This window comes from Nocardia sp. NPDC058666 (genome assembly GCF_042714895.1).
Classification (GTDB): domain Bacteria; phylum Actinomycetota; class Actinomycetes; order Mycobacteriales; family Mycobacteriaceae; genus Nocardia.
Genome location: NZ_JBHXRY010000005.1, coordinates 255,475 through 278,594, shown reverse-complemented (window position 1 = coordinate 278,594; position 23,120 = coordinate 255,475). Strand labels below are relative to the sequence as shown.

Annotated in this window: 21 protein-coding genes; 12 read left to right on the top strand and 9 right to left on the bottom strand. The window is 65.7% G+C overall.

The window, feature by feature from the left end:
• Positions 1–6 precede the first annotated feature (6 nt).
• The 5 genes from ACFWVD_RS15155 to ACFWVD_RS15135 form a co-directional block, all read right to left on the bottom strand.
• Positions 7–237, bottom strand: coding sequence for a hypothetical protein (locus ACFWVD_RS15155; RefSeq protein WP_379243001.1), 231 nt, complete (start codon positions 235–237; stop codon positions 7–9).
• Between the two features lie 71 nt (positions 238–308).
• Positions 309–686, bottom strand: coding sequence for a hypothetical protein (locus tag ACFWVD_RS15150; RefSeq protein ID WP_379242999.1), 378 nt, complete (start codon positions 684–686; stop codon positions 309–311).
• Between the two features lie 225 nt (positions 687–911).
• Positions 912–1,979 (bottom strand): WXG100 family type VII secretion target, encoded by a 1,068-nt coding sequence (locus ACFWVD_RS15145; RefSeq protein ID WP_379242997.1) that lies wholly within the window; start codon positions 1,977–1,979, stop codon positions 912–914.
• Positions 1,980–1,983: 4 nt separating this feature from the next.
• Positions 1,984–2,304, bottom strand: coding sequence for a hypothetical protein (locus tag ACFWVD_RS15140; protein ID WP_379242995.1), 321 nt, complete (start codon positions 2,302–2,304; stop codon positions 1,984–1,986).
• Between the two features lie 211 nt (positions 2,305–2,515).
• The gene (locus ACFWVD_RS15135) at positions 2,516–3,460 is read right to left on the bottom strand and encodes a threonine/serine dehydratase (protein ID WP_379242994.1); all 945 of its coding nucleotides are present in this window, start codon (positions 3,458–3,460) and stop codon (positions 2,516–2,518) included.
• A 202-nt stretch (positions 3,461–3,662) separates the two neighbouring features.
• Between ACFWVD_RS15135 and ACFWVD_RS15130 the strand changes: the two genes are divergently transcribed.
• The 5 genes from ACFWVD_RS15130 (at position 3,663) to thpD (ending at position 7,575) form a co-directional block, all read left to right on the top strand.
• Positions 3,663–4,376, top strand: a complete 714-nt coding sequence (locus ACFWVD_RS15130) for a response regulator transcription factor (RefSeq protein ID WP_379242992.1) — start codon at positions 3,663–3,665, stop codon at positions 4,374–4,376.
• 68 nt (positions 4,377–4,444) lie between these two features.
• Positions 4,445–4,996 (top strand): diaminobutyrate acetyltransferase, encoded by a 552-nt coding sequence (gene ectA, locus ACFWVD_RS15125; protein WP_379242990.1) that lies wholly within the window; start codon positions 4,445–4,447, stop codon positions 4,994–4,996.
• Complete coding sequence (gene ectB, locus ACFWVD_RS15120) at positions 4,996–6,264, top strand: diaminobutyrate--2-oxoglutarate transaminase (RefSeq protein WP_379243323.1); 1,269 nt, start codon at positions 4,996–4,998, stop codon at positions 6,262–6,264. The genes ectA and ectB overlap by 1 nt, the downstream gene beginning before the upstream one ends.
• Positions 6,261–6,668, top strand: coding sequence for an ectoine synthase (locus ACFWVD_RS15115; protein WP_379242988.1), 408 nt, complete (start codon positions 6,261–6,263; stop codon positions 6,666–6,668). The genes ectB and ACFWVD_RS15115 overlap by 4 nt, the downstream gene beginning before the upstream one ends.
• Positions 6,655–7,575 (top strand): ectoine hydroxylase, encoded by a 921-nt coding sequence (gene thpD / locus ACFWVD_RS15110; RefSeq protein WP_379243321.1) that lies wholly within the window; start codon positions 6,655–6,657, stop codon positions 7,573–7,575. The genes ACFWVD_RS15115 and thpD overlap by 14 nt, the downstream gene beginning before the upstream one ends.
• On the opposite strand, the gene ACFWVD_RS15105 is transcribed toward thpD, so the two are convergent.
• Positions 7,572–8,378, bottom strand: coding sequence for a type IV pilus biogenesis/stability protein PilW (locus ACFWVD_RS15105; protein WP_379242986.1), 807 nt, complete (start codon positions 8,376–8,378; stop codon positions 7,572–7,574). The two genes, thpD and ACFWVD_RS15105, sit on opposite strands and share 4 nt — an antisense overlap.
• Positions 8,379–8,579: 201 nt before the next feature.
• Positions 8,580–9,599 carry a hypothetical protein gene (locus ACFWVD_RS15100; RefSeq protein ID WP_379242984.1) on the bottom strand — a complete coding sequence of 340 codons (1,020 nt, stop codon included), beginning with the start codon at positions 9,597–9,599 and terminating at the stop codon, positions 8,580–8,582.
• A 58-nt stretch (positions 9,600–9,657) separates the two neighbouring features.
• Between ACFWVD_RS15100 and ACFWVD_RS15095 the strand changes: the two genes are divergently transcribed.
• Both ACFWVD_RS15095 and ACFWVD_RS15090 read left to right on the top strand, forming a co-directional pair.
• The gene (locus tag ACFWVD_RS15095) at positions 9,658–10,089 is read left to right on the top strand and encodes a MarR family winged helix-turn-helix transcriptional regulator (protein WP_379242982.1); all 432 of its coding nucleotides are present in this window, start codon (positions 9,658–9,660) and stop codon (positions 10,087–10,089) included.
• An 83-nt stretch (positions 10,090–10,172) separates the two neighbouring features.
• Positions 10,173–11,444, top strand: coding sequence for a glycosyltransferase family 87 protein (locus ACFWVD_RS15090; RefSeq protein WP_379242980.1), 1,272 nt, complete (start codon positions 10,173–10,175; stop codon positions 11,442–11,444).
• A gap of 3 nt (positions 11,445–11,447) precedes the next feature.
• On the opposite strand, the gene ACFWVD_RS15085 is transcribed toward ACFWVD_RS15090, so the two are convergent.
• Positions 11,448–12,290, bottom strand: a complete 843-nt coding sequence (locus ACFWVD_RS15085; RefSeq protein ID WP_379242978.1) for an SGNH/GDSL hydrolase family protein — start codon at positions 12,288–12,290, stop codon at positions 11,448–11,450.
• Between the two features lie 233 nt (positions 12,291–12,523).
• On the opposite strand from ACFWVD_RS15085, the gene ACFWVD_RS15080 reads away from it, so the two are divergent.
• The 4 genes from ACFWVD_RS15080 to ACFWVD_RS15065 all read left to right on the top strand — a co-directional run bounded on the left by ACFWVD_RS15080 (position 12,524) and on the right by ACFWVD_RS15065 (position 18,453).
• On the top strand, positions 12,524–14,776 hold the full coding sequence (locus ACFWVD_RS15080; protein WP_379242976.1) for an SDR family oxidoreductase: 2,253 nt from the start codon (positions 12,524–12,526) through the stop codon (positions 14,774–14,776).
• Between the two features lie 121 nt (positions 14,777–14,897).
• Entirely contained in the window at positions 14,898–16,010 is a 1,113-nt protein-coding gene (locus ACFWVD_RS15075) for an AI-2E family transporter (protein ID WP_379242974.1), read from the top strand.
• 102 nt (positions 16,011–16,112) lie between these two features.
• A complete protein-coding gene (locus ACFWVD_RS15070) occupies positions 16,113–16,952 on the top strand; it encodes a CPBP family intramembrane glutamic endopeptidase (protein WP_379242972.1) in 840 nt (279 codons plus the stop codon).
• A gap of 7 nt (positions 16,953–16,959) precedes the next feature.
• Complete coding sequence (locus tag ACFWVD_RS15065; protein WP_379242970.1) at positions 16,960–18,453, top strand: HEAT repeat domain-containing protein; 1,494 nt, start codon at positions 16,960–16,962, stop codon at positions 18,451–18,453.
• A gap of 41 nt (positions 18,454–18,494) precedes the next feature.
• On the opposite strand, the gene ACFWVD_RS15060 is transcribed toward ACFWVD_RS15065, so the two are convergent.
• Complete coding sequence (locus ACFWVD_RS15060) at positions 18,495–20,693, bottom strand: LuxR C-terminal-related transcriptional regulator (RefSeq protein WP_379243319.1); 2,199 nt, start codon at positions 20,691–20,693, stop codon at positions 18,495–18,497.
• Positions 20,694–20,929: 236 nt separating this feature from the next.
• Between ACFWVD_RS15060 and ACFWVD_RS15055 the strand changes: the two genes are divergently transcribed.
• Positions 20,930–23,119, top strand: coding sequence for an ATP-binding protein (locus ACFWVD_RS15055; RefSeq protein WP_379242968.1), 2,190 nt, complete (start codon positions 20,930–20,932; stop codon positions 23,117–23,119).
• Position 23,120: the final 1 nt, after the last annotated feature.

Sequence of the window (23,120 nt, the reverse complement as noted above, 5' to 3'; positions counted from 1 at the left end):
GCGCCCCTACGTGAAGATGCCACCGACGGCGAGCCCGAGCAAGAATCCGGGAATCGAGCAGACGAATCCGGCGAACGCGGCCAATGATCCCACGCCTAGCCGTCGAAGGCTGGTGCTGAAAGGGAAACCCGCGGCGCTGAGTGCGATGAGCAGCAACCCGGTGACGGGCGGTCCAGCGATAAACCAGGTCGCGTCTCTGGGTACCAACTCGGCGTACGGCAGAGAGATTGACAGCATCGCGAGGACCGCTGCGGCAAAACCCTCAGGGCCGAACCAGTCTGCGCGAAAGTACTTGTCTGGAATCCCGCTCATATGCTCGCCACCCACGACAGCGTCAGGAGTATGCCGGGAACCGCTGTGCCGACCGCGGCGCCCAACGTCCGTGCGGTCCTACGCACGATGAGGCAACCGGCAACCACGACCACGACCGCAGTGAGAATTCCGTATACCAGATGCTGTGATACGTCGAGCGACGGATACGCGGCGTCGGCCAAGCGAGCCAGAAATCCGAACAGGGTCACGATCATCACCGATGCCGCGGGCACCGCAATGGTCGCCGCCTGCCAGAACGCGGAGTCTGCGACCAGTCCGCGGCCCGTGTTGTCGGTGTCGCCCACTACCGCACCACCACGGTCGTTGGCACGTTGCTCGGATCGCCGAGCGGTGTCGGCGTGTTCCGCTCCCAATTCGGATCATCGAAATCAGCCTTGAAGGGCTCGAACATGGCCTTACCTCCGCCGACCTCATGATATGAGGGCAGGTTCCCGACCGGCCCCCACTGGCTACCAGAATTGGCCGGGTCTATCAGTACAGGACGGGAGGTGCCCGTCGAGTTGTCCTGATAGATCTCGATAGACGGGTAGTTGGTTATCTCGCCACCGGCAACGACCCTGGGCGTCCCCGGGTTTCCGCTACTCGGGGAAATGACCAAATCGCCGTTTACAGTGTGGCCGGTCAGGCCTGCTCCAGGTGGTGCGAAATGGATTTCCCGCATCATATTGGATCATCACCGCCCCGTTGGGGAGTTGCTGGGCCTGAACTTCCGGTACGCCGACTCGCACTTCGCCATTGCTGTCGACCGACGGGTTTTGTCGAGTGATTATCAGTCCATTTTCGTAGTCGACGTACGTGGTGACGCGCGCGTGTTCGGGATCGAAGTTGGGATCTTCGTCGCGGTTGTCGCCCTTGTCGTAGTTGAGTCCACCCATATCCGCGTTGAATACCTCGGCCGCCGGAATGAATGCAGCGGCACGGACAACTCCCTGGCCAGGAACCGGCTCGATTCGGGCAACCTTGATACTCGGCGGCACGCCCTGGTATTTCGGATCGTAACTGCTCGGATTGAGCGCCTCAGCCGTCTTCCAGTCCGTAGGGCTCGTAGGGGCGCGACCGAACATCTGTTGGAACGCCGCCGCTGATGTCCGGATGCGATCCGGATCCGTGCGTGAATCCTGTTTCTTGGTGTCTTCAATTGCTTTCGTTGCGTCGTTCAGCGCTGACTGCGGAGCCATGACCTCGAGTTCGGCGTTCGCTTCTGCGACTTTCGCACCCCACTGTGCATCAGCGGTGTTCAGAGTGGAGACCAACCCCGCCAGTCGCGAAAGTTGCACTCCTGCTTCAGAATTCCAATCCTTGACGCCGCTGATAGACCAATCGTCGGCGACGGCGACGGGTGGCACGACGTAATGGTGGAATATGGTCCTGATCTCGGCGAGCGGGTGCGCCATACTGCGGGCCGCCCCTCCACATGCGGCGCTGAGGTCGTCGTAGGCCGTCGCGATGGCGCGCATTTGAGTCCGCTCCCGTTCGGCCTTGGTCTCCGCTGCCTGCATGGCAGCGCCCTGCCACGCGAGTTCGGTGATCGTGGTGTACATGGTGTTCGACACGGTGATGAGCGCGTCGGCGATACCGGTGGCACGGTCGGACAGCGACTGCAGTCCAGAGACGTCCCAACTCAACACTTCGGCAGGTGTACTCATCCGTTCATCGCCCCGCGTGCGGGTCGCCGGAGTTGATATCGCCTATTGCTGCGATCCGTGCGGCAGCGTCCAGATCGGTATCGCGGAAGGTCTCCGCCGAAATCGCCAGCACACTGGAGAACTGGTTGAAACGCGCCTTCACGACGTCCTTGGCGCGCTTGCTCGCCGGATCCGACTGATTCAACGCACCCCCGATCACGGACCCGCGCAACTTTCCCACATTCGGCGCCGCGCCGAGATAGGGTGCCCGGTCGACTTCAGCAGGAACCATAGCTACCGCGCCCGCCGCACTTCGAAGGCTATCCGGATTGACTTCGAACGCCATTATTCCCCCCCTGATCAGCCAATTTTCAGCGAGCATACAGGTCGGCTCTGCGCGGTACCGCATGTGCTCGTCAGTAGCGCTCGCTTTGCTGAGGATCGAATCTGACGTTGTTCGGGCGGTTGACCTAGGCCTGGATCTGCTCGGAAGCATTGGCCGAGCAGGGCCGCTTCGCTGCTGATCAGCCGGTCACAAGGCTGCGTGCCTTGGTCCGTTAGACCAGATCACTCGGGTCGGTGTTGGCCCCGCACAAGATCACGCACACCCGTTCGCCCGGTTCGGGCTGGTAGGCCGGGCCGGATCCGGTGTCGAGTAGGGCGGCGAGGGCTGTGGCTGCGCCGTTTTCGACGGCGATGCGGTGTTCGTCCCAGAGTTGTCGGCGGGCTGCGTGGATCGCGTCGTCGGGTACCAGAATCGAACGCACACTGGGGTTTTGGGCTGCTTCCACAGCCATCGTTGACACGTTCGGTGCGCCGAGGGAATCGGAGGCGATCGAGTCGACGGTGACGTCTACCGGGTGGCCGGCTTCGAGTGCGGCGTTCAAGGATCGGCAGCCCTGCGGTTCGACCGCGATCGTGCGGATTCCGTAATGCTGTGCGGCGATTGCTGTTCCGGTGAACAACCCACCTCCGCCGACGGCGACGAGCACCGTGTCCAGATCGGGTACTTGGGCATGGATCTCACGCATCAACGTCCCGGCGCCCGCGGCGATGAGCGGATGGTCGTAAGCGTGGGCGGCCAGTGCCCCGCTGGTCTCGGCGAACTCTCGGCACGCGGCCAGGGCCTGCTTGTACTCAGGACCGATCAGTCGTACCTGCGCACCGTAGTCACGAAGTCGACGGATTTTGACCGGGGGAGCGGTCTCGGGCAGAAACACTGTCGCGGGCACCCCGGCCTCACGCGCCGCCCACGCACACGCCAACCCGGCATTGCCCCCTGAGGCGATCGTCACACCCGCGTCGGGCAACGTTCCCGCAGCGGCGTGCGCGCGCACGAAATTCTGGGCTCCGCGGGCCTTGAAAGAGCCGGTGAACTGCAGAAATTCCAGTGCGAACCACAGCGGGTCCGCCCCTGGTCCAGCCGGTGCGACGGTGATCGGGCGAACCAGTCCGTCGATGCGGGCGGCGGCGGCTTCGATGTCGTCGAAAGTCGGGGTCACGCCTTCGACTATGCCATCGCGGCGGCCGCGCTGAACCCCCTGTTGACCGGGCGGATTGTTACGACGGGTTTACGCCGCGAAGAGACTGGGTACATAACAAATCGGTAACAAGCTCGAAGGCGGGATGGCGTGTCGGTCTGGGGACACGAATTCCCCAGGTGTACCGGCTGCCGCTCCGGCGTGTCAGCAAAGGATGTGCACAATGAGCGCGAACCTCATGATCGTGGACGATGACGTCCAGATGCGTGGCGATCTGCGCCGCGCGATGGAGGACGAAGGGTATGCCGTCGCCGAGGCAGGCGTGCCCGCGGACGCCCTCGATCGGCTGCGAAACGACGGGCCACCCGATCTGATGATCGTCGACCTGATGCGCGGCGAGGCAGATGGCTTCGACTGCATCAGGGAGATCCGTCGCGACCATGACGTGCCGATCATCGTGATCAGCACCCGGTACGACACCCACGATGTGGTCGCGGCCCTGGAGGCGGGGGCCGACGACTTCGTGAGCAAACCGTTCGAAATCAAGGAGATCACCGCCAGGATGCGTGCGCTCCGCCGTCGCGCCCGCATCACCGCCGACCGCGACAGCACGCCCGAGGTCGTGCTCGACGCCGATCCGCAGGCCCCGTTGATCTTGGCCGCCGATGCCGGAGCGGTGCGTCGCGGCACCGAGGAGATTCATCTCACGGTCACCGAATTCCGGTTGCTGTGTGAGCTCGCGGAAACGCCGGGCCGGGTGCTCAGCCGCTCTGTCCTGCTCGAAAGAGTCTGGGACCAGGGCTTTTTCGGTGACGAACGCATCGTCGACGTCCATGTGCGCCGACTGCGCACCAAGATCGAACGCGACCCGTCCGACCCGCGCATCGTGGTTACCGTGCGCGGCTTGGGGTATCGCCTCGATATGCAAACGCAGTAAACGATTCGTCATACAACCGCAAAGAGTTCGACACATAGACCGCAAAGTCGTTTGGAAACAGTAGAGATATGACAACGTCCACCATGTCCATCGAGCCGGCCGCCAGCGCGGCGGCCCCTGGTTCGGAACCGAGATTGCGTCATCCACGGCTGGGAGACGGAGCGCAGCTGTGGCGGATCGCGCGCGATTCGCAGGTACTCGACGTCAATTCCAGTTACGCCTATCTGCTGTGGTGTCGCGATTTCGCCGCGACCTCGCTGGTCGCCGAAGCCGACGGCCAGCCGGTCGGTTTCGTCATCGGCTACATGCGCCCCGAAGCCCCGGACACGCTGTTCGTCTGGCAGATCGCCGTGGACGCGCAGTTCCGTGGCCGCGGCCTGGCGGCGGGAATCCTGCACGCACTGCTGGATTCGGTCGCCGAAGCAGGCATCACCACGCTGGAAACCACGATCTCACCCGACAACACCGCCTCGCAGGCGTTGTTCGCCGCGGTGGCAAGGGAACGCGGTGCGGACTTGCGCACCGAGGACCTGTTCGACGAAAACGATTTCCCCGATTCACACGAGGCCGAGCAGCTGTATGTCATCTCACCCGCTCAGCGCCAGGAGGAACGACGATGATCACGACCACCGACACCAGCATTTTCGAGGCCATGGAATCGAATGTGCGCGGATACTGCCGTGACTGGCCGGCCATCTTCAGCACCGCCGAAGGCGCATGGTTGCGCGACGAACAAGGCCGCGAATACCTCGACTTCTTCGCCGGTGCAGGCGCATTGAACTACGGGCACAACAACCCGATTCTGAAGAAGGCACTGCTGGAATACATCGGCAGCAACGGCATCACCCACGGTTTGGATATGTCGACCGTGGCCAAACGCGAATTGCTCGAGACTTTCCGCGACACGATTCTGTCGCCGCGTGGGCTGGACTACAAGGTGCAGTTCCCCGGGCCGACGGGCGCGAATGCCGTTGAAGCCGCGTTGAAACTGGCGCGCAAGGTGACCGGTCGCAAGACGGTCTTGAGCTTCACCAACGCTTTCCACGGGATGACCCTGGGCGCGCTGGCCGTTACCGGCAACGCCGCCAAGCGTGCGGGTGCCGGTGTGCCGCTGGAGCATTCGACCCCCATGCCGTATGACGGCTACTTCGACAACACCATCGAGGACTTCGGCTGGATGCAGCGCGTCCTCGACGACAGCTCCTCGGGTTTCGATCGCCCCGCCGCGGTGATCGTGGAGACCGTGCAGGGTGAAGGTGGCGTCAACCTGGCCCGCGCCGAATGGCTGCGGCACCTGGCCGGACTGTGCGCCGCGCGCGACATCCTGCTCATCGTCGACGACGTGCAGATGGGTTGCGGGCGTACCGGTCCGTTCTTCTCGTTCGAGATCGCGGGCATCACGCCCGACATCGTCACCCTGTCGAAGTCGATCAGCGGTTACGGCCTGCCGATGGCGTTGGTGCTGCTCAAGCCCGAACACGACGTGTGGTCGCCGGGCGAGCACAACGGCACCTTCCGCGGCAACAACCCCGCCTTCGTCACCGCCACCGCCGCTCTGCGCGAGTACTGGGCCGATGACAAGCTGGCTCAGCGCACCGCCGAGAACGGCCTCTACGTGGGCCGCACGCTGAGCGCGGTCGCCGCACGCCACTCCGGGGTGTCCACCCGCGGTCGCGGCATGGTGCACGGCATCGTGTTCGACGATCCGTCGCAGGCGGGCAAGGTGTGCCGCACCGCGTTCGAACAGGGGCTGCTGGTGGAAACCTCGGGTTCCATGGACGAGGTCGTGAAACTGTTGCCGCCGTTGACGCTGGGCAGCGACGAGCTCGACCAGGGCCTGTCGGTGCTGGTCTCCTCGATCGACACCGTGTGTGGTGGTGCCGCATGATCGTGCGCACCACCTCGGAGATCACCGGCACCGAACGCGATGTGGCAGGGCCGGGTTGGCGCAGCAAGCGCATCGTGCTCGGCGGCGACAAGGTCGGGTTCTCCTTCCACGAGACAACGATCGAAGCCGGGACCGTGCACAAGTTCCACTACCAGAACCACGTCGAGGCGGTCTGGTTGGTCGAGGGTGAGGGCAGTCTGCTCGACCTCGACAACAACACGGAGTACCCGCTGGGGCCCGGCTCGATGTACCTGCTGGACGGGCACGAACGTCATCAGGTCACCGCCCGCACCCAGTTGCGGATGCTGTGTGTGTTCAATCCGCCGGTCACCGGCCGCGAAGTACACGATGAGAACGGGGTGTATCCGTTGATCGTCGAGGAGGAGGACGCTGCCAGTGTCTGATCAGCGCGACCGCTACCCGACGCGGTTGTCCGAACCGGCCCCCCACATCGAACGCACCGACGCGTCGGTGTGGGGGCAGGTCACCTCGCCGGAGCTGGCCGGGTTCCACGCGAACGGTTTCGCGACGATCCCCGACCTGCTCACCCCCGACGAAGTGGCCGCGTTCGGCGCCGAGATCGGACACCTCGCGGCCGACCCCGTGCTCTACGGCGACGAACGTGTCGTGGTGGAACCTGTTGCGGGACAGGTCCGTTCGGTGTTTCAGGTGCACCAGCTCAGCAACCCGATCGCGGAACTGCTGACCGAATCGCGGATCGTCGGCCTGGCCGAACAGATCCTCGGCTCACCGGTGTACCTGCACCAGACTCGGGTGAACTACATGCCCGGTTTCGGTGGTAGCGGTTTCGCCTGGCACTCCGATTTCGAAACCTGGCACGCCGAAGACGGCATGCCCGCCCCGCGCGCGGTGAGCCTGTCGATCGCGTTGACCGACAACTACCCGTTCAACGGCAGCCTGATGATGATGCCGGGCTCCCACCGCACCTTCGTGCCCTGCCTGGGCGAAACACCCACCGGGCACTACCGGGAGTCGTTGCGCGAGCAACGAATCGGAATCCCCACCCCCGACGACATCACGTTCCTCGCGGCCCGCTACGGCATCACCCAGTTCACCGGCCGAGCCGGTTCGGCGTTGCTGTTCGACTCCAACTTGATGCACGGATCCTCGAACAACATCACCCCGTTCCCACGCTCGAACATCTTCCTGGTGTTCAACAGCGTGGAAAACGCCCTGGTCGAACCGTTCGCGGCCCCCCAGCGTCGCCCGCAACACATCGCCGCCCGAGATTTCACGCCCGTGCGTGACGTACCGGAAAGCGTTGGGGCACTAGCGGATCAGTCGACCTAGTGTCGTTCCAATAATGCGGTGAGGGAAGCCGCCGCTCGCGGGTCTTCGTGGGCGGCGGTTTGCCACCATTGTTGCGCGGCTTCGTCGTCGCCTGCCTGGTAGAACAGGGTGCCCAGGTCGTAGGCGGCGCCGGGGTGGCCTGCTCGGGCGGCTTGGGTCCACAGCAGACGGGCTGAATCGTGTTCGCCGCGTTCGTGCATGGCGGTGCCCAGGTCGTAGAGGGCGGTGCCGACGTCGGGGGATTGGGGGGCGGCGGTGATGGGGGACAGGGGTGCGGTGAGTTCGGCTGCGGGGACGGGGTCCAGGCGGGTGGCGGGGCCGGTGGTGAGTTCGACGACGAGTTCGTTGAAGTCGGGGGTGCCGGGGCCGGTGCTGCACCACAGGGTCGAGGCGCCGTCGGGGAGCAGGTCTACGACCATGCCGTAGTTGCCGGTCCAGGATTGGTGGGTGCCGGATTCGGCGACCCAGACGGGGGTGAGGGTGAACAGGGCGTCGGGGGCGTCGGCGGTGACGGTGATGTCGATGCCGGTAACCAGTGCTTCGTACCAGATGTCGACTCCTGGCAGCGCTTTGCCGTTCAGGTTCACGTGCCCGTCGTGCACCGACAGGCCGAGACCCAGCCCGGTCACGTCCTCGGGTGCCATCACCGACAGTGCGCGAAGATGCACCGCGGTCGTGCCGACCGGTAGCGCCTCGGTGTACATGGGATAGACCGCCGCACCGCACCATTCGATGGGATCGGCACCGTGATAACGCTGGTCGAGCGGGACATGGTCGCCGCGTCGCACGCCGGGATCATTCATCGGTGACGCCCCACTCTCTACACTGTTCGCAACCCCCTCGCGGCACCAGAACGTCCGCGGTTTCGCGCTACACCGTACTCGCGTCTACGCGCGGACGTGGGCGATTCAGCAAACGGTACCCCTCCGAGAAACGACAAAGCCCCGGCGAATCCCGTCGACAAACAACAGGTTTCACCGGGGCATCCCCCGACAGATCAACGGTCAGACAGCGACCGACTCGCCGATCTCCTCCTCGACCGCGGCAGGCGCGACCGGCTTCGGCGCGTGACGCGCTTCGTACCGACCTGCCACCACCACGAGCACCAGACCGACGGCCAACCACGCGAACAGCCCGAACAGGCGCGCACCGAACCCGGCACCACCGTCGAAGTACAGCAGGTTGCGCAAGCTTTCGAGGAAGTCCGCACCGTTCCAGAACGAGTGCAGCGCACCGAAGAAGCCGTTCTGCAGCTCGGGCCCGTACACGCCACCGGAGGTGGTGAAGTTCAGCATCACGAACAGGGTGATCAGAGCCAGTGTCGTCCAACGCTTGAGGAACGTGTGCAGCCCGACGCCGATCAAGATGATGCCCGAGGCGTACAGCCAGGCGATCCCGAACACACTCAGGTAATCGGAGTCGATCACGTGGAATACCGGGCCCGCGACCAGCACGCTGATCATCGCCACGATCGCCGCCGTCACCACACCCACCGCGGCACGCACGCGCATCCGCAGCGCCGCACCGGCCGCGCCGATCACGGCAACGCTGCCGTAAGCGCCCACGCTCAACGCGACCAGCATGAAGAACAGCCCCTGACCCGTGGGGTCACCGCCGGCCTTGGTCGTCACATCGGTGACCACCAGCGGCACGCCCTGATGATCGGCCACCGACCGGAACACGACCTCCGCGGCCATCGCACTGGTATCGGAGCTGGCCGTGGCGACCAGCAGTTCCGGCTTGGTCGCGTCGGGCACGTAGGCGCCGGTGAGCTCGCGGTTGTTGAGTCCATCGATCGCGGCCTGCCGGTTGGGCACGGTGATCACATCGAGGCCGGGCCCGCCCTTGTCCTTCATCGTCTGCGCGAGAACCATCGACTGCGGGGAGTCGCCGACCACGGCCAGCTCGAGATTGTTCGGGGCAGGCTGGTGGAACGCGCCGAGGTAGGCGAACGCCATGCCGAGGCACATCAGCAGGGGAGTGAGAAGGTGCCCGGCGATGTGCCGGAACTGTGCGCGAGTCATCGAAGGAAATCTCCAAACAGTTGGTAAATGCAACTAAGTATGGTTGTATAGTACAACTATGAACGCGAAGAACGCAAGAGCCCAGGCCGTCGACACGATCCAGCGCGAACTGACCGCCTTCTCGCGCCGGGCCCGCGGGCGCGCCGCCGAACTGCACCCCGAGTTGAGCCTGGTCGCCTACAGCATCTTGGATCTGGTGCGCGAACGCGGCGGCTGCCTGGCCACCGACCTCGCCGAACAGTTCCTGCTCGACAAGTCCACGGTCAGCAGACAGGTGGGTGCGCTGGAGAAACTCGGCTACCTCGAACGCGAGGTCGACCCCGGCAACCGGCGCAACCACATCCTGCGCGCCACCGCCGAGGGCGAGGCCGTGGCACGCAAGGCCGAAAGCCGTCGTCGCGAGGCCTTCCAGTCCCGTTTCGCGGACTGGACCGACGACGACGTCGCCGCGTTGGCCGGGTATCTGATCCGCTACAACCTCGCGCAGTGAGCATCCGCGCAGCTATTGCGCACGTCACAGCCGGCAGCGGGCGATTGCCCGGTGGCCCACCCGAGTCGGTATAGTCGCCGCGGATGAGTAGTGACACCACCCACCCCGCGCAGCAGCATGCCCCTCGCCCGATCAATCGAGCATGGTGGCTGGTGCCGGTGTTGCTCACCGTGATCTCGGTCGTGTGCGTGAAAACGCCGATCTGGCCCTTCGAACGTTATTCCGGCAGCTTCATCGACCTCCAGGTCTATCGCCTGGGCATCGAGGCGATGCGCGACGGCGCCGACATGTACGGGCAGCTGCCCAAGACCTCGATCGGCATCGGCCTGCCGTTCATCTACCCGCCGTTCGCGGCCATCGCGCTGGCACCGTTCGCGTTGCTGCCCTGGGCCACGGCGAAGATTCTCTACGTGGTGGTGTCGGTCGCCGCACTGGCGTGGACCCTGTACCTGGTCGCGCGCCGCTACCACCCCGACCGCAAGCAGGCCGCCCTGCTGGTGACCGCCTGTGCGGTCCCCGCGGCGATGCTGCTGGAACCGGTCCGCGCAACCATCGACTTCGGCCAGGTCAACCTGCTGCTGATGGTCCTGGTCGCCACCGACTGCCTGCTGCCCAAAACCCGCTACCCGCGCGGCATGCTGATCGGCCTGGCCGCGGCCATCAAGCTCACCCCGGCCGCGTTCGTGCTCTATTTCCTGGTCCGCAAGGACTACAAGGCCGCCGCCACCGCCGCGGCCACCGGTGCGATCGCGACCGTCGCCTCGTTTGCTTTCTTGCCCAAGGAATCCACCAATTATTGGTTCGGTGGACTGGGCAATGTATCCGGCCTGAGCGGTTCGGCCTTCCATACGAACCAGTCGATCCAGGCTGTGATGGCCCGCCTGCACATCACCGGGCTGCCGTTCGATGTTCTCTGGCTGGTGCTCGGTGCGCTGCTGCTGGTGTTGGTGGTGGCCGCGATGCGCAAGGCCGCCGACGCACCGGCCATCGCGCTGTCGCTGAACGCCGTGTTCACCCTGCTGCTGTCGCCGATCTCGTGGTCACACCACTGGGTCTGGATCGCTCCCGCGCTGCTGGCCATGGTCTGCCACGCCCGCACCCTGCCCGCGCGCAGTGCTCGCGGCTGGTACGCCACCTCCGTGGTGGTCGCCGCGGTCTTCGTGATCGCACCGCACAGTTTCCTGCCCGACGGCGAGCATCGCGAGACCTCGTGGACGTGGGATCAGCACATCATCGGCGACACGTATGTGTGGTTGGCGGTGGGACTGGTGGTGCTGTTCCTGGTCACCGCGCGCCGGTCGAAGGCACCCGCGAAGGCGACCGAAGTGGCCGAGGAGCCCGCGCACAGCACGTAAGCGCTAGCGGCCGATGGCCTCGCGCACGATCTGCGCGGTGACCACCTGGCCTACCGCGTTGGGATGCACCGGGTTGGCGTTGAGGTGGCCGGGGATCGGCGGCTCTACCCAGCGTGTGGCCGCGTCGCGACAGGTGTCGTGCCCGATGGTCGGGGTGTACAGGTCCACGTACGTGGCGCCGTTGGCTTCGGCCTGCTCGCGCAACACCGCGTTGAGGTGCTTCTCGATATCGCGGGTGTAGGCCACATCGCCGTCACTGAGCGGCACCTGCGGCCAGCAACTGCCGACCTCCGGGAGCACCGCGGGATAGCCGAGAACGTAGACGTCGGCGTTGGGCGCCCTGGTTCCGATCTCGGCGATCGTGGCCCCGATCTTCGGCGCGCCCGCGGTGATCTCGTCATCGAACCGGCTGCCGAACATATCCCGACAGGGCGCACCGACATTGAACGCATTGGTCACGTTCAGCCCCACACACGACAGCACCAACGTCTGGAACATCCCATTGTCGTCACCACCGGCCTGATAGGTGACGATCTGCGTACTCGCATCGAGTGCATCGAATTGCGGTGGCTGGTCGGCATATTGGGCCACGGTCATATGCTCGGTCATCGCCGACGCGCAGCTGCGATCGATCAACTCCCACCCGGTAGCCGCGGCCAGCGCATTCGGGTAATTGAAGATCGAGCGCGTGCACAGCAGCGGGCTACCGGGAACCGGGGTGAACATCCCGGGCGCGGAGGTATACGAATCACCCAGCGCGACATAGCGAATGGGCGACCCATCAGCGGTGCCGGGAACCGCGGTAAGCCCCAATAAAGCCGAAACGAGCAGCAGCCGTTTTCTCATCACGAACCCCCTTGATCAGGGCAATTCTATCCCCGCCCCCCGAACTCGGTTTCGAATTGAGGTAGTCCCGTCAGCTGGGCGCGTGGACCCGGGTCTGCCCGATCGCACCGTGTCGAGCGCACCCACGACGGTGACACCTCTGGTGCCCGGACAGGCCCGCGTGCATCAGTTATCTTGTCCTGGTTGGCATTTCGGGACTTACCGGCACTGCCGGGCGGGCAGGGGGTTGTCTCATGAGGCATGCGATCACTGGTGCTACGGGCTTTCTGGGAACGTATCTGCTGCGGGAGTTGCTGCGCGACAGCACCGACGAGTTCACCTTGCTCACCCGGCAGGGCGGCAGTGATCCGTTGCAGCGGATCGCGACGGCGTGGGAGTTGCTCGGCACACCCGCATCGAGGATCGAGCAGCTGCACCGACGATGTATCGCGGTCCCGGTGGAGCTGGAGCAGCCCCGATTCGGGTTCACCGAGCAACGGTTTCGCGAGCTCGCCGACGAGGTCGACGCGGTGTGGCATGTGGCGGCCAACACCAACTTCCTCGCCGAACTCGACGTCATCCGCCAGCCCAACGTCGTGGGCACGCAACGCGTCCTCGAGTTCACCGAAACCGGTGCGCGGCAACCGGATCTGTTCCACATCAGCACCGCTTACATCGCAGGCCGAACACGGGTGGACGTCTGGTACGAGCACGACCTGCACCACGACTCGGGTTTCGAGGTGCCCTACGAGCAGGCCAAGTACGAAGCCGAGATACTCGTGCGCGAGTGGGCGCAGCGCACCGGACGGCGCACCGTGGTGTTGCGGCCCAGCATTGTGATCTCCGACCGGCCACAACAGGCGGGGCTGCCCTCGCACACCATTTCCACCATCGGTGGCAACGTCGAATCCTGGTCGCGGCTGCGCGGACTGTCCACTCGCCGCCGGACCACCACGTTGCCGCCGACCCGGCTGGTGGGCGATCCGGACGGACACCTGAACTTCATCCCGGTCGATGACGCGGCCGTGCAGATGGCCCGGTTGGCCGCGGCAGCACCGACCGGGTTGAGCACCTATCACGTAGTGCATCACGAGGACGTTCCCAATGCCGTGCTGCTGGATATGCTGCGGGCGCTGTCGCCGGTGGACGTCACACTGGTCGACGAACCGCCGACCGACCTGAACCTGATCGAACGCAGCGCGACCCGGTCCGCCCGCGGATTCGTTCCCTACCTGATCCACACTCGGCTGTTCGACAATTCCCGCGCACGGGAACTGCTGGGCGGGTTCGCCAGTGAAATCGTCGTCGACCTGGACTATCTGCTCGCCGGAGTCGGCTGCACTGGGGCCGATCTGGAACCCGAAACCCCCGCAATGCCCTCATCCGAGCCGCCGCGTCGACCACACTCGGTCGTTTCGCCGGTGACCGACCCTCTCCCGCATCGGCTCGAATCCGAAGTCGCGCCCATCGCCGGCCTGGCCTTCGTCGTGACCACCGGACGCAGCGGCTCCACCGCCCTGTCCGAGGTGCTGCGCCGACACCGAGAAGTGTTGAGCCTCAACGAGTTCTTCCTCGCCGTGCGAACCACCCTGCCGCGCGGTGAGAAGGTGTCACCCGAGACGTTCTGGTGCGCGATCGCCGACCCACATCCGCTGTTCGATCCGATGGTGCGTGGCGGCGCCGGCATGCCCGAACTGATCTACCCGCGGCTGCCCGACACCCGTTTCGCCGCTGACACCACCGGAATTCCCGCCATCAGCCTGATGACGCTGCCGCACCTATCCCACGATCCCGACGCGGTATACGACCAACTGCAGACCGAAATCGCCACCTGGCCGACCCAGTCGGTCGACCAGCATTTCCGTCAGCTGTTCGGATGGCTGGCACAGCGCTTCGGCGGAACGGTCGTGGTCGAGCGGTCCGGGATGTCGCTGGGTTGGGTGCCCTGGCTGCGCGCAACCTTCCCCGAAGCGAAGTTCGTCCACCTGTATCGCGACGCCGCCGACACCGCGGTGTCGATGAGCAGGCACACCGGCTTCCGGTTGATGGCCTTGATCCAAGACGCCTTGGAACTGCTCGATGTCGACGAATCGCACCGTGACACCTGGCGTTTCGACCCGAGCACGTTGCCGTCGGAGCTACTGCCGATCCTCGGCGACGCCTACGACCGCGACCACCTGATGTCGCTGAACCTGCCGATCACCCGCTTCGCCCGGATGTGGTCCGACCTGATCGACACCGGACTGGACGCACTGGACCAGCATCCCGTGCAACGAGTACTCCCGCTGTCCTACGCGGACCTGATCGCCGAACCCGAACGCGCGCTGGGCGAACTCGCCGACTTCCTCGACATCGACCGCGACCCGGACTGGTTGCGTTACGGCGCAACGGTATTCGATCCCTCCTATGCGGGAGCGGCCTCGAACTTGTCGGCCGCCGAACGCGACGCCATTGCGCAGGTGTGTCGGCCGGCATCGATCAGACTCGGAATCGACCACCCGAACTGAACTGGCGACCGCGCGGGCAGGGCGAACTCGAACCAGCAGTCGTCGAGGTCGGCTGGGCCCACCCGAAGATCGGGCCACGTCGCTACGCCACCCGCTGGCGAACACGGTCCACACTGAACGCGTGGAAACCCAGACGCCCTCGCCGCCCACTCGTGCGCGGATGCCCGAATGGTTGCCGCGCGCGATGGTGCTCGCGTTGGCGCTGTTCGGGCTGTTCCTGTTGGGGGACTGGGCTTTTCACCGACTTACCGGGATCTTGATCATTCTGCTCGTCGCGTTCTTCATCTCCCTGGCTATGGAACCGGCCGTCGGGGTGCTGGCGCGGCGCGGCATGAATCGGGGGCTGGCCACCGGCGTGGTGTTCGTGGTGACCTTCGCGTGCGTGCTCGGGTTCCTTGCCGCGCTGGTCACGCTGCTGGTGCACACCGTCACGAACCTGGTCAAAGAAGCGCCGCGGCTGTTGGATTCGGGAGTGGAGTGGGTCAACCGTCGCTTCAGCCAGCACTTCACCCTGCATGACCTGAGCCAACGCCTGCTGCACGAATCCGAGACGGTCGGCAACTACGCGCAGGACGCGGCCAACAACGCGTGGGGTGTGTCGACGACGGTACTGGGCGGGGTCGCGCAGGTGCTGGTGATCGCGCTGTTCAGCGTCTATTTCACCGCAGGCGGCCCGAAGCTGCGACGCGCGGTCTGCTCGGTGCTGCCACCGCAACGCCAGGTCACCGTCCTGCACGCCTGGGACCTCGCCATCGTCAAAACCGGCGGCTACCTGTACTCGCGGGTGCTGCTGGCCATCATCTCCGCCGTCGTGCACGGGGTGTTCCTGGCGCTGCTGGGCCTGCCCAACGCCATCGCGCTGGGCGTGTGGTTCGGCGTCATCGCCTCCTTCGTCCCCACGATCGGCACCTACCTCGCCGCAGTGCTACCGATCCTGGTCGCGCTCACCATCGACCCCATCGACGTGCTGTGGATCGCGCTGTTCGCGGTGTTCTACCAGTTCTTCCAGGACTACATCCTGCAGCCGCGCATCACGTCTCGCACCGTCGACGTCAACGCGGCGGTCGCACTGATCGCGGTGCTGGCAGGTGGTGCGCTGCTCGGTGCGGTGGGCGCCCTGCTCGCCATCCCGGCCACCGCGACTGTGCAGGCGTTTCTCAGCGAATACATCACGCGGTACGCGGTTACCGAAGATCCCCGCATCGACCAAACAGCCAGCCGCAAGAATCGCTGACTGCGGGTCGGGTCGGTTGATCGCGGCTAGTCCCTGAGTACGACAGGTGAATACGACGTCAGGGTGATTCGCGGGCGGAGATCGCCTGCCACGGTAATCCCCATGCGTTCCAACGACTTTGGTACTTTGCGACCCGGCGTCGCCATCACGACGACGGTCAGGGTCTGGTCAGCCGTGGGGGTCTACGTCCTGTCCACGCTGGCCGCGTCGGCCGTTCTCCTTGCGGTGCAACCACATTCAGGAATCGACCCCGCAGCGCTGTCGCTGGTCCAGTTCGCACCGGCCCTCGGCGCTCTGACAACCTGGCTGATGTTCAGGAAGACGATCGCCGGACTGCGGCCCGCAGCGATTTCCGCCCGGCGAGTTCGCACGAACATCCTGACGATGGTCGTTCTATGCGCAACGCTGTGGCTGCTGATCACCATGGCCGCCCTGATTTCTGGCACCGCCATCGCAGGTCCGGCAACAGTCGGCGGCACCCCCTTCGCTGTGTTCGTGCTGCTCCAACTCCTCGGTGCGGGAGGCGAGGAGATCGGCTGGCGCGGCCTGATGCAACCGATCCTGGAATCCCGAATGGCCAGGTTCACCGCGATCTCGGTGACCGGCGCGACCTGGGCACTGTGGCACGTCCAAGCACTGGCAGCGGGACCAGCAGCCGCGGCCTGCTTCCTCATCTCAGCCATGGCCTTCGCCATCGTCCTCGGCTACCTGAGCAACGGCAGTTTCCGCCAGCGCGTACTGACCGCGTCGATCGGCCACTGGCTGATCAATATCGCAGTCAACCTGGTAGCCGGCGACAACACCCTCGGTCACCCCCAGGTCGTATTCGTCGCCGTCGCCGCCGCATTCATCGCCGCGGGTGTGTTGGTGTACACGCACCGCACCCGGGTCGAGCGGGATTCCGCCCTCGACACCACGGCTCCGGATGGGTGGCAGGCATGATGGGCGGGTGAGCGTGGTGGGGGAGTACGGGCGCATTGCGCAGCAGCAGGATCGGTCGGCGACCTTCGAGCTGATTCGGGTGTTGTCCGATCCTGCTGTTTCGGCGGCGGACCGGGATGAACTCGGCGATGTGCTCGGGCGGTTGGGCGATGTGCGGGCGGCTGCGCCGTTGGCCGCGATCGGGCTCGATCGGGACCGGCCCGCCGAGGTGCGGCAGGTCGCGTTGCGGGTGTTGGAGAACTCGGCGATGTGCCCGGAAGGTGCGCGGTGGCGCGCCTGGTGGAACGCCGGTGACGACCTGGTCCGCGGGTGTTTGTTGCGGCAGGCCGAGCGCACCGAAGCCGATCTGCTCGAACCGGTGGCGCGCGATCCGCACCACCCGCTGCACCGGCACGCGTTGACGGGAATCGAATTCGGCTTCGAGGAACCGCGTTGGCAGCAGTACAAGATTCAAGGCCTCGACCACCCTGATCCGGGGGTGCGTCGTACCGCGGCCGAAGTTCTGTACTGGGAGGAACCGGTGGCAGCGGAACAGGCACTGCATCGCACCGCCGACGACCGCGACACCGGTGTCGCCTGCGCCGCGATAGAGACGCTGCGCTGCTACCACAGCAGGGCCACGCTGCGCCTGCTCCACGAGCTCGCCCAGGGTGACGATGAAAGAGCCGACGCCGCCAGGGATTCCCAGGATGACCTGCTCGGCAGCTTCCAGTGCGAGCAGCGGTCGATTCTGGGCTGGCTCGCACCCGTGGCAGACCTGCTGGGACCGCCCGAATTCGATGCTGCGACTTCGGGTGATGCGTCGGTACCTGACACGCGCGAACTGATCGTGCCGGTAGCGGCACAGATCTTCTCCACCTATTCCGACCCCGACGGCGCGTGGGCACCGAAACTGGACGCACTGCACAGCTACCACTGGATCGGTGTGCCTACTGCCGACCGCGTCGGCCTCGCCACTTTCCTGTCCGGCCATCCGGACCCGCAGGTGCGAGCATCGAGCTGCCGGGCGCTGTCAACCTGGCACGAGGTGGACCTGCTGCTCGCGCTCGCCCACGATCCGGACGTGAGCGTTCGTAAATCCGCCGTGTACTACCTACGGTTCGTGCCGCGATCACACGAGATCGCCACGCTCAGTTGGGATCTCGTCGACTCGGGCGAAGTTGCCGGTACTCGCGGTTACGAGGCGCTGGCCACCTGCGCCGCTCACACACCACCGGGCGAACTCGATGACCGGCTGATCGAGTTGGCGCGCACGGACTTTCGCGAGAGCATCCGTGCCGAGGCCGTATCCCAGCTGGCCCATCGCATCGAACCGGTCTTGCCCGTGCTCACCGAATCACCCTTGGTGACCTGGGCCGTGCACATCAGGATCCTGAGCGCCTGCCGCGAGCAAGGCCTGCGTCCGCCCGGCATCGGCGCACTCCGAGATGTCGACAATCTCGACCTGGCAGTCGCGCTGGCAGGCTTCGATGATGTCAGCGGCGCGCACCAGTCCCTATGAGCCGGGTCGCGCGGCGTCCGACGATGGAGACCCTGCCGACCTCACATCTGAGTCTCATTCATCCAATTGGCAATCTGCACACGACTTTTCGCGGCCAGCTTGTCCAGGATGTGCTGGATGTGGGTGTCGATGGTGCGCACCGAGACCACCAACTCTGTGGCGATGTCGCGATTGCTCTTGCCCTGTGCGACCAATGCCGCGATCTCGTTCTCGCGTCGGGTCAGTGGTCCTGGTTCGTCGCGAGGTTCGAGCATGTACTTCCAGGCGTGGTCGATCGACATCTTCTTGCCGCGCTGCCACAGTTCGTCGAAGCGTTTGCTGCCCAATGTCTTTCGGGTCGCGTCGCGATGGGACTGGTGGATGAACGTGACCGCGATATCGGGTGACGCGCCCAGGTCCTGCCAGCCGCCTGCCGCGATGCCGAAGATCGTCGCGGCGCGCGGGAGATCGCCCTGCCGGTGGGTGATCCAGGCCAGCGCCTCGATCAGGTAGGCGGCCATCGCCACCCGCTCGAACCCGAAACCGTCGGCCAGCCGCAAACCCGTGGTCGCCGCGCGCGACGCCACCTCCACGTCGCCGAACTGTACCTCCACCAACGCCTGTCCGAACAGTGCCCCGATGAGGCTGAACTCGGCGCGAGCGTGCGTGCACACATCCAGGTTCCGCTGCACCGCGGCGCGCGCGGTGTCGAGGTCGCTGCTGAACGACTTGGTGACCCCGTCGAGGAACAGCAGGTGCGGTTCGGGCGTGCGGGCATGTCGGTCGAACGTGGCCACCGCGTCGGAGATCAGCGTGGCCGCACCATCGACGTCGAGCGACAGCAGTTCCAGGAATCCTTGCGCGTGCCCGATCTGGGCGCCCAGAATCTCGTCGTCGCCCGCGAGGGCGCGCGCCTGGATCAACAGTTGTCGCGCCGCGTCCAGATCGGCCTGCCAGATCGCGAACATCGCCTCGGTGCGCAGCGCGAACGCGATCGTGGGCCCGTCGACGTGTTCGGCACGCGCGGCGGCGCCGGTGCGGCGCAACCGATCCCGCGCCTCGCCGAGAGCGCCACGCAGGACCCAGTACTCCTCGAAACGCGACGCCATCCGCACGGCGACGCCCGCTTCGCCGGGCACGGTCAGCGACCACGCGATGGCCTCACGAATATTGGCGTGCTCGTCGCGTAGCCGTCCGTACCACTGTCGTTGATTCTGACCGAGGGCTTGGGTGTCGGCCGACAATGTGAGTTGGTCGAACCAATCACGGTGGCGGCGCAGCACTGTCGCCTCCTCGCCGGACCCGACGAGCATTTCGCGCCCGTACTCGCGCAGCGTTTCCAACATCCGGTACCGCACGATGCCGTGCGAATCGCCGCGCACCAGCACCGATTTGTCGAGCAATCCCTCGATCAGGTCCAGTACCGCGCCGCCCCAAACGTATTCGGCTGCCTCCAGGTCGAAAGAACCATGGAACACCGTGGACAGTGCCCACAGTTTCTGCTCGCTCGGTGAGCACAGCCGAAAGCTCCACTCGATGGTGTCGCGCAGGGTGCGGTGCCGCTGTGTCGTGTCGGCGGCGCGGTCGGTCAGCATCGACATCGTGAGCCGATCTCGCAACTGCGCCGGGGTCAAGGCCTTGATCCGTGCGGCCGCCAGTTCGATGGCCAGCGGCAGACCGTCCAGGCGTTCGCATACCTGCGCGACGTCATCGCCGGACTCGGCGAAACCCGGCACCACGGCGGTGGCCCGATCGGTGAACAGCCGGTGCGCGTCGGATGGTCCCAACGGCGGCACGGGGTAGACATGTTCGCCCCGCACCGACAGTGCCTGCCGGCTGGTGGCCAGCACCGTGAGGGTTGCGCACCGGCTGAGCAGGGTGGACAACAGTTCGGCGCAGCCGCGCGCGAGGTGTTCGCAATTGTCGAACACCAACAAGATCTTCCGCTCCCGCAGGTGCTCGACCAGCAGGTTCATCGCGGATTCGGGGGACCGGCGGTGCAGACCGAGCGACTCGATCAGCACTTCGTCCAGCAGCTCCGCGTCGCGCAGTTCGGCCAGTTCGATAGGTATCACCCCGTCGGGGAATCGCTGGTCCAGCGTTGCCGCGATTCGCAGGGCAAGGCGCGTCTTCCCGACCCCGCCGGGCCCGGTCAGCGTGACCAGTCGGGCACGGTCGAGCAATCGCGTGATCTGCGTGGTCTCGGAACTTCGACCCACGAAGGAAGTTACGTCGCCGACATCGGCGACCTTGTCACGCATCACGGGTACCAGTATCTGGGGTAATTAGTTGTTCGCACATCAGATACGTAATTTTACCGATTCTGCGCTGCGACGTGGTCGGCTACCGTCTGGCGAAGTCACGTTCAGCCTGGCCGGGTCACTGGCGGGTTGTGCGGTAGGCGGCCGACGTTGGGGGCCGCGCGGAGTGGAAAGGCGCGGTGCTGCGCATGACGAGACGGTTTTCGCGCGCCCGATCGAACTCGATCACAGGGCGTTTGCTCCGGATCGCTTTCCTTCCGTGTCTGGTCGCGCTCGTGCTCGGTGCGCTGGTCAGCGGTTACCTGGTGCGAAGCGGTCTGGCGTCGCTGTCCTACGCCGATCAGCGTGACACGGGCATGGGCGCGACCAGCGCGCACATCAAGGCGCTGTCGGTGGAACGGGCGACCACGCTGGGCTATCTCGCAGGCCGACAGGATCTGCGGCCCGCGATGATCGCCGCGCGGGCCGCGGTCGACAAGACCACCGTCGATTTCATGGCCTACGCAGACCAGCTTGTGGCCGCGGTTCCCCAGGTCGGGCCGCAGGTCGACCTCGCGATGGGGTTCATCCCGCAGTGGCAGGACGCCCGCGCGCAGGTCGACGCGGGTCACGCTGATGTGGGGCGCTACGTCGCGCTGTACAACAACATCTTCGACACCATCGCGGTGAGCTCGAAGCGGCTGTCGTACGCGTCCAACAGCGCGGCGGCCGCGTTCGAACAGGTCGTCACCTCCGACACGTTCGTCCTGCTCGAGGCGGTCAACCGGGCCAACGCGCTGGCCGGTTACGTATTCACCCATGACGACCAGGAACTGCGCACCCAATTCGGTGCGATGGTGGGTCTGTATCGCGTCGATCAGCACGAGTTGATGGCGAACTGGACCGAGGCCTCGCGCGCGGCGTTCACGCAACTACGCGGGTCGCCGCAGTGGACGACCCTGATCGCGGGCGACGACGCGCTCATCGCCGACGAGCGGTTCGACTTCGCCGCGCGCGCCGAGGCCGCGGAGAAGGTCAGCGCGGTGCTGTCCGCGATCTACGTCGGCCAAGCCGACCACAGTTCCGCTGTCGCCCGCGCGGAGGGACGCGACGCGCTGCGGTGGTCGCTCGTGGCCGCTGTCGTGGTCGCGCTGGCCGCGCTGGGTGCCGCGCTTGCCGCCTACCTCGGCGCGAACCGGCTCGTTCGCCGCATCACCGCGCTGCGCACCCAGACCCTCGAGATCACCGAACGCGAATTGCCGCAGGTACTGGCACAAGTCGACGCCGGCGGACCGGCCGAACTCGAAAACCCGGTTCCCCGTATCGATTTCGGCGATGACGAGCTCGGCGAGGTGGCGCGCGCGTTCGACAAGGCGCAAAGCAGTGCGACCGCGGCGGCGGTGGCCGAGGTACACACCAGACGCGCCGCGCGCACGGTGTTCTCGAATATCGCGCACCGCAGTCAGGCGCTGGTGCACCGCCAACTGCAGTTCCTCGACCAGATCGAACGGTCCGAGGACAATCCCGAACTGGTCGACCGGCTGTTCCAGCTCGATCACCTGACCACCCGTGCCCGCCGCAACGCCGAGAATCTGATCATTCTGGGTGGCGAACCGGTGGGCAGGCAGTGGCGTCGACCGGTGCCGCTGGCGGATGTGTTGCGCGGCGCGGTGTCGGAGACCAAGGACTACACCAGGGTCGACACCGGCCCCGTTCCCGATGTCGCCCTGCACGGTTCGTGTGTCGCCGACATCGGTCACCTGCTGGCCGAGCTGGTGGACAACGGCACCGCGTTCTCGCCGCCGCAGTCCAAAGTCTCTGTGCGCTGCGCGATCACGGGCCGCGGCGTTGTCGTCGAAGTCGAGGACCAAGGCTTGGGGATGCCCGCGAAGCGGTGCGCCGAGCTCAACGCATTGCTCAGCGAGCCGGGCGATCTCGGTGTGCTGTCGCTGGTCGGGGAGACCAGGGTCGGCCTGTATGTGGTGGCCACGCTGGCAGCCAAACATGGTGCGCGGGTGACACTTCGGGAGTCCGCCTACGGTGGTATCCACGCGATCGTGCTGTTGCCCTCGGCGTTGCTCGCCGAACCCGCGCAACCCGAGCAACCCGCGCCGGCGGCTGTTCCCGAGTACGCCCCGAACGGGTACGAAGCGTTCATGCCCGGTGCGTCCACGCCGCCTACCGCACCCGATCCCGTCAGCTACCGCGCCGAACCGGACAGTTACCGCGCGCCGCCACGCACGGTCGCCGCCGAACCCCCGCCGCTGCCGACCCGCGTTCGTCAAAACGATATCGCCCCGCAATTGCGGCAGCGTCCCACGCCCGGTGTGGGCATTGCGCCGAACGTGGAGCGTTCCAGCGCGGCCCTGTCCGCCTTTCAGCGGGGCACAGCACAGGCGAGGTTCGAGGCGAACACGGGCGAATTCTCGATCAACGGAGTGGAGTAGC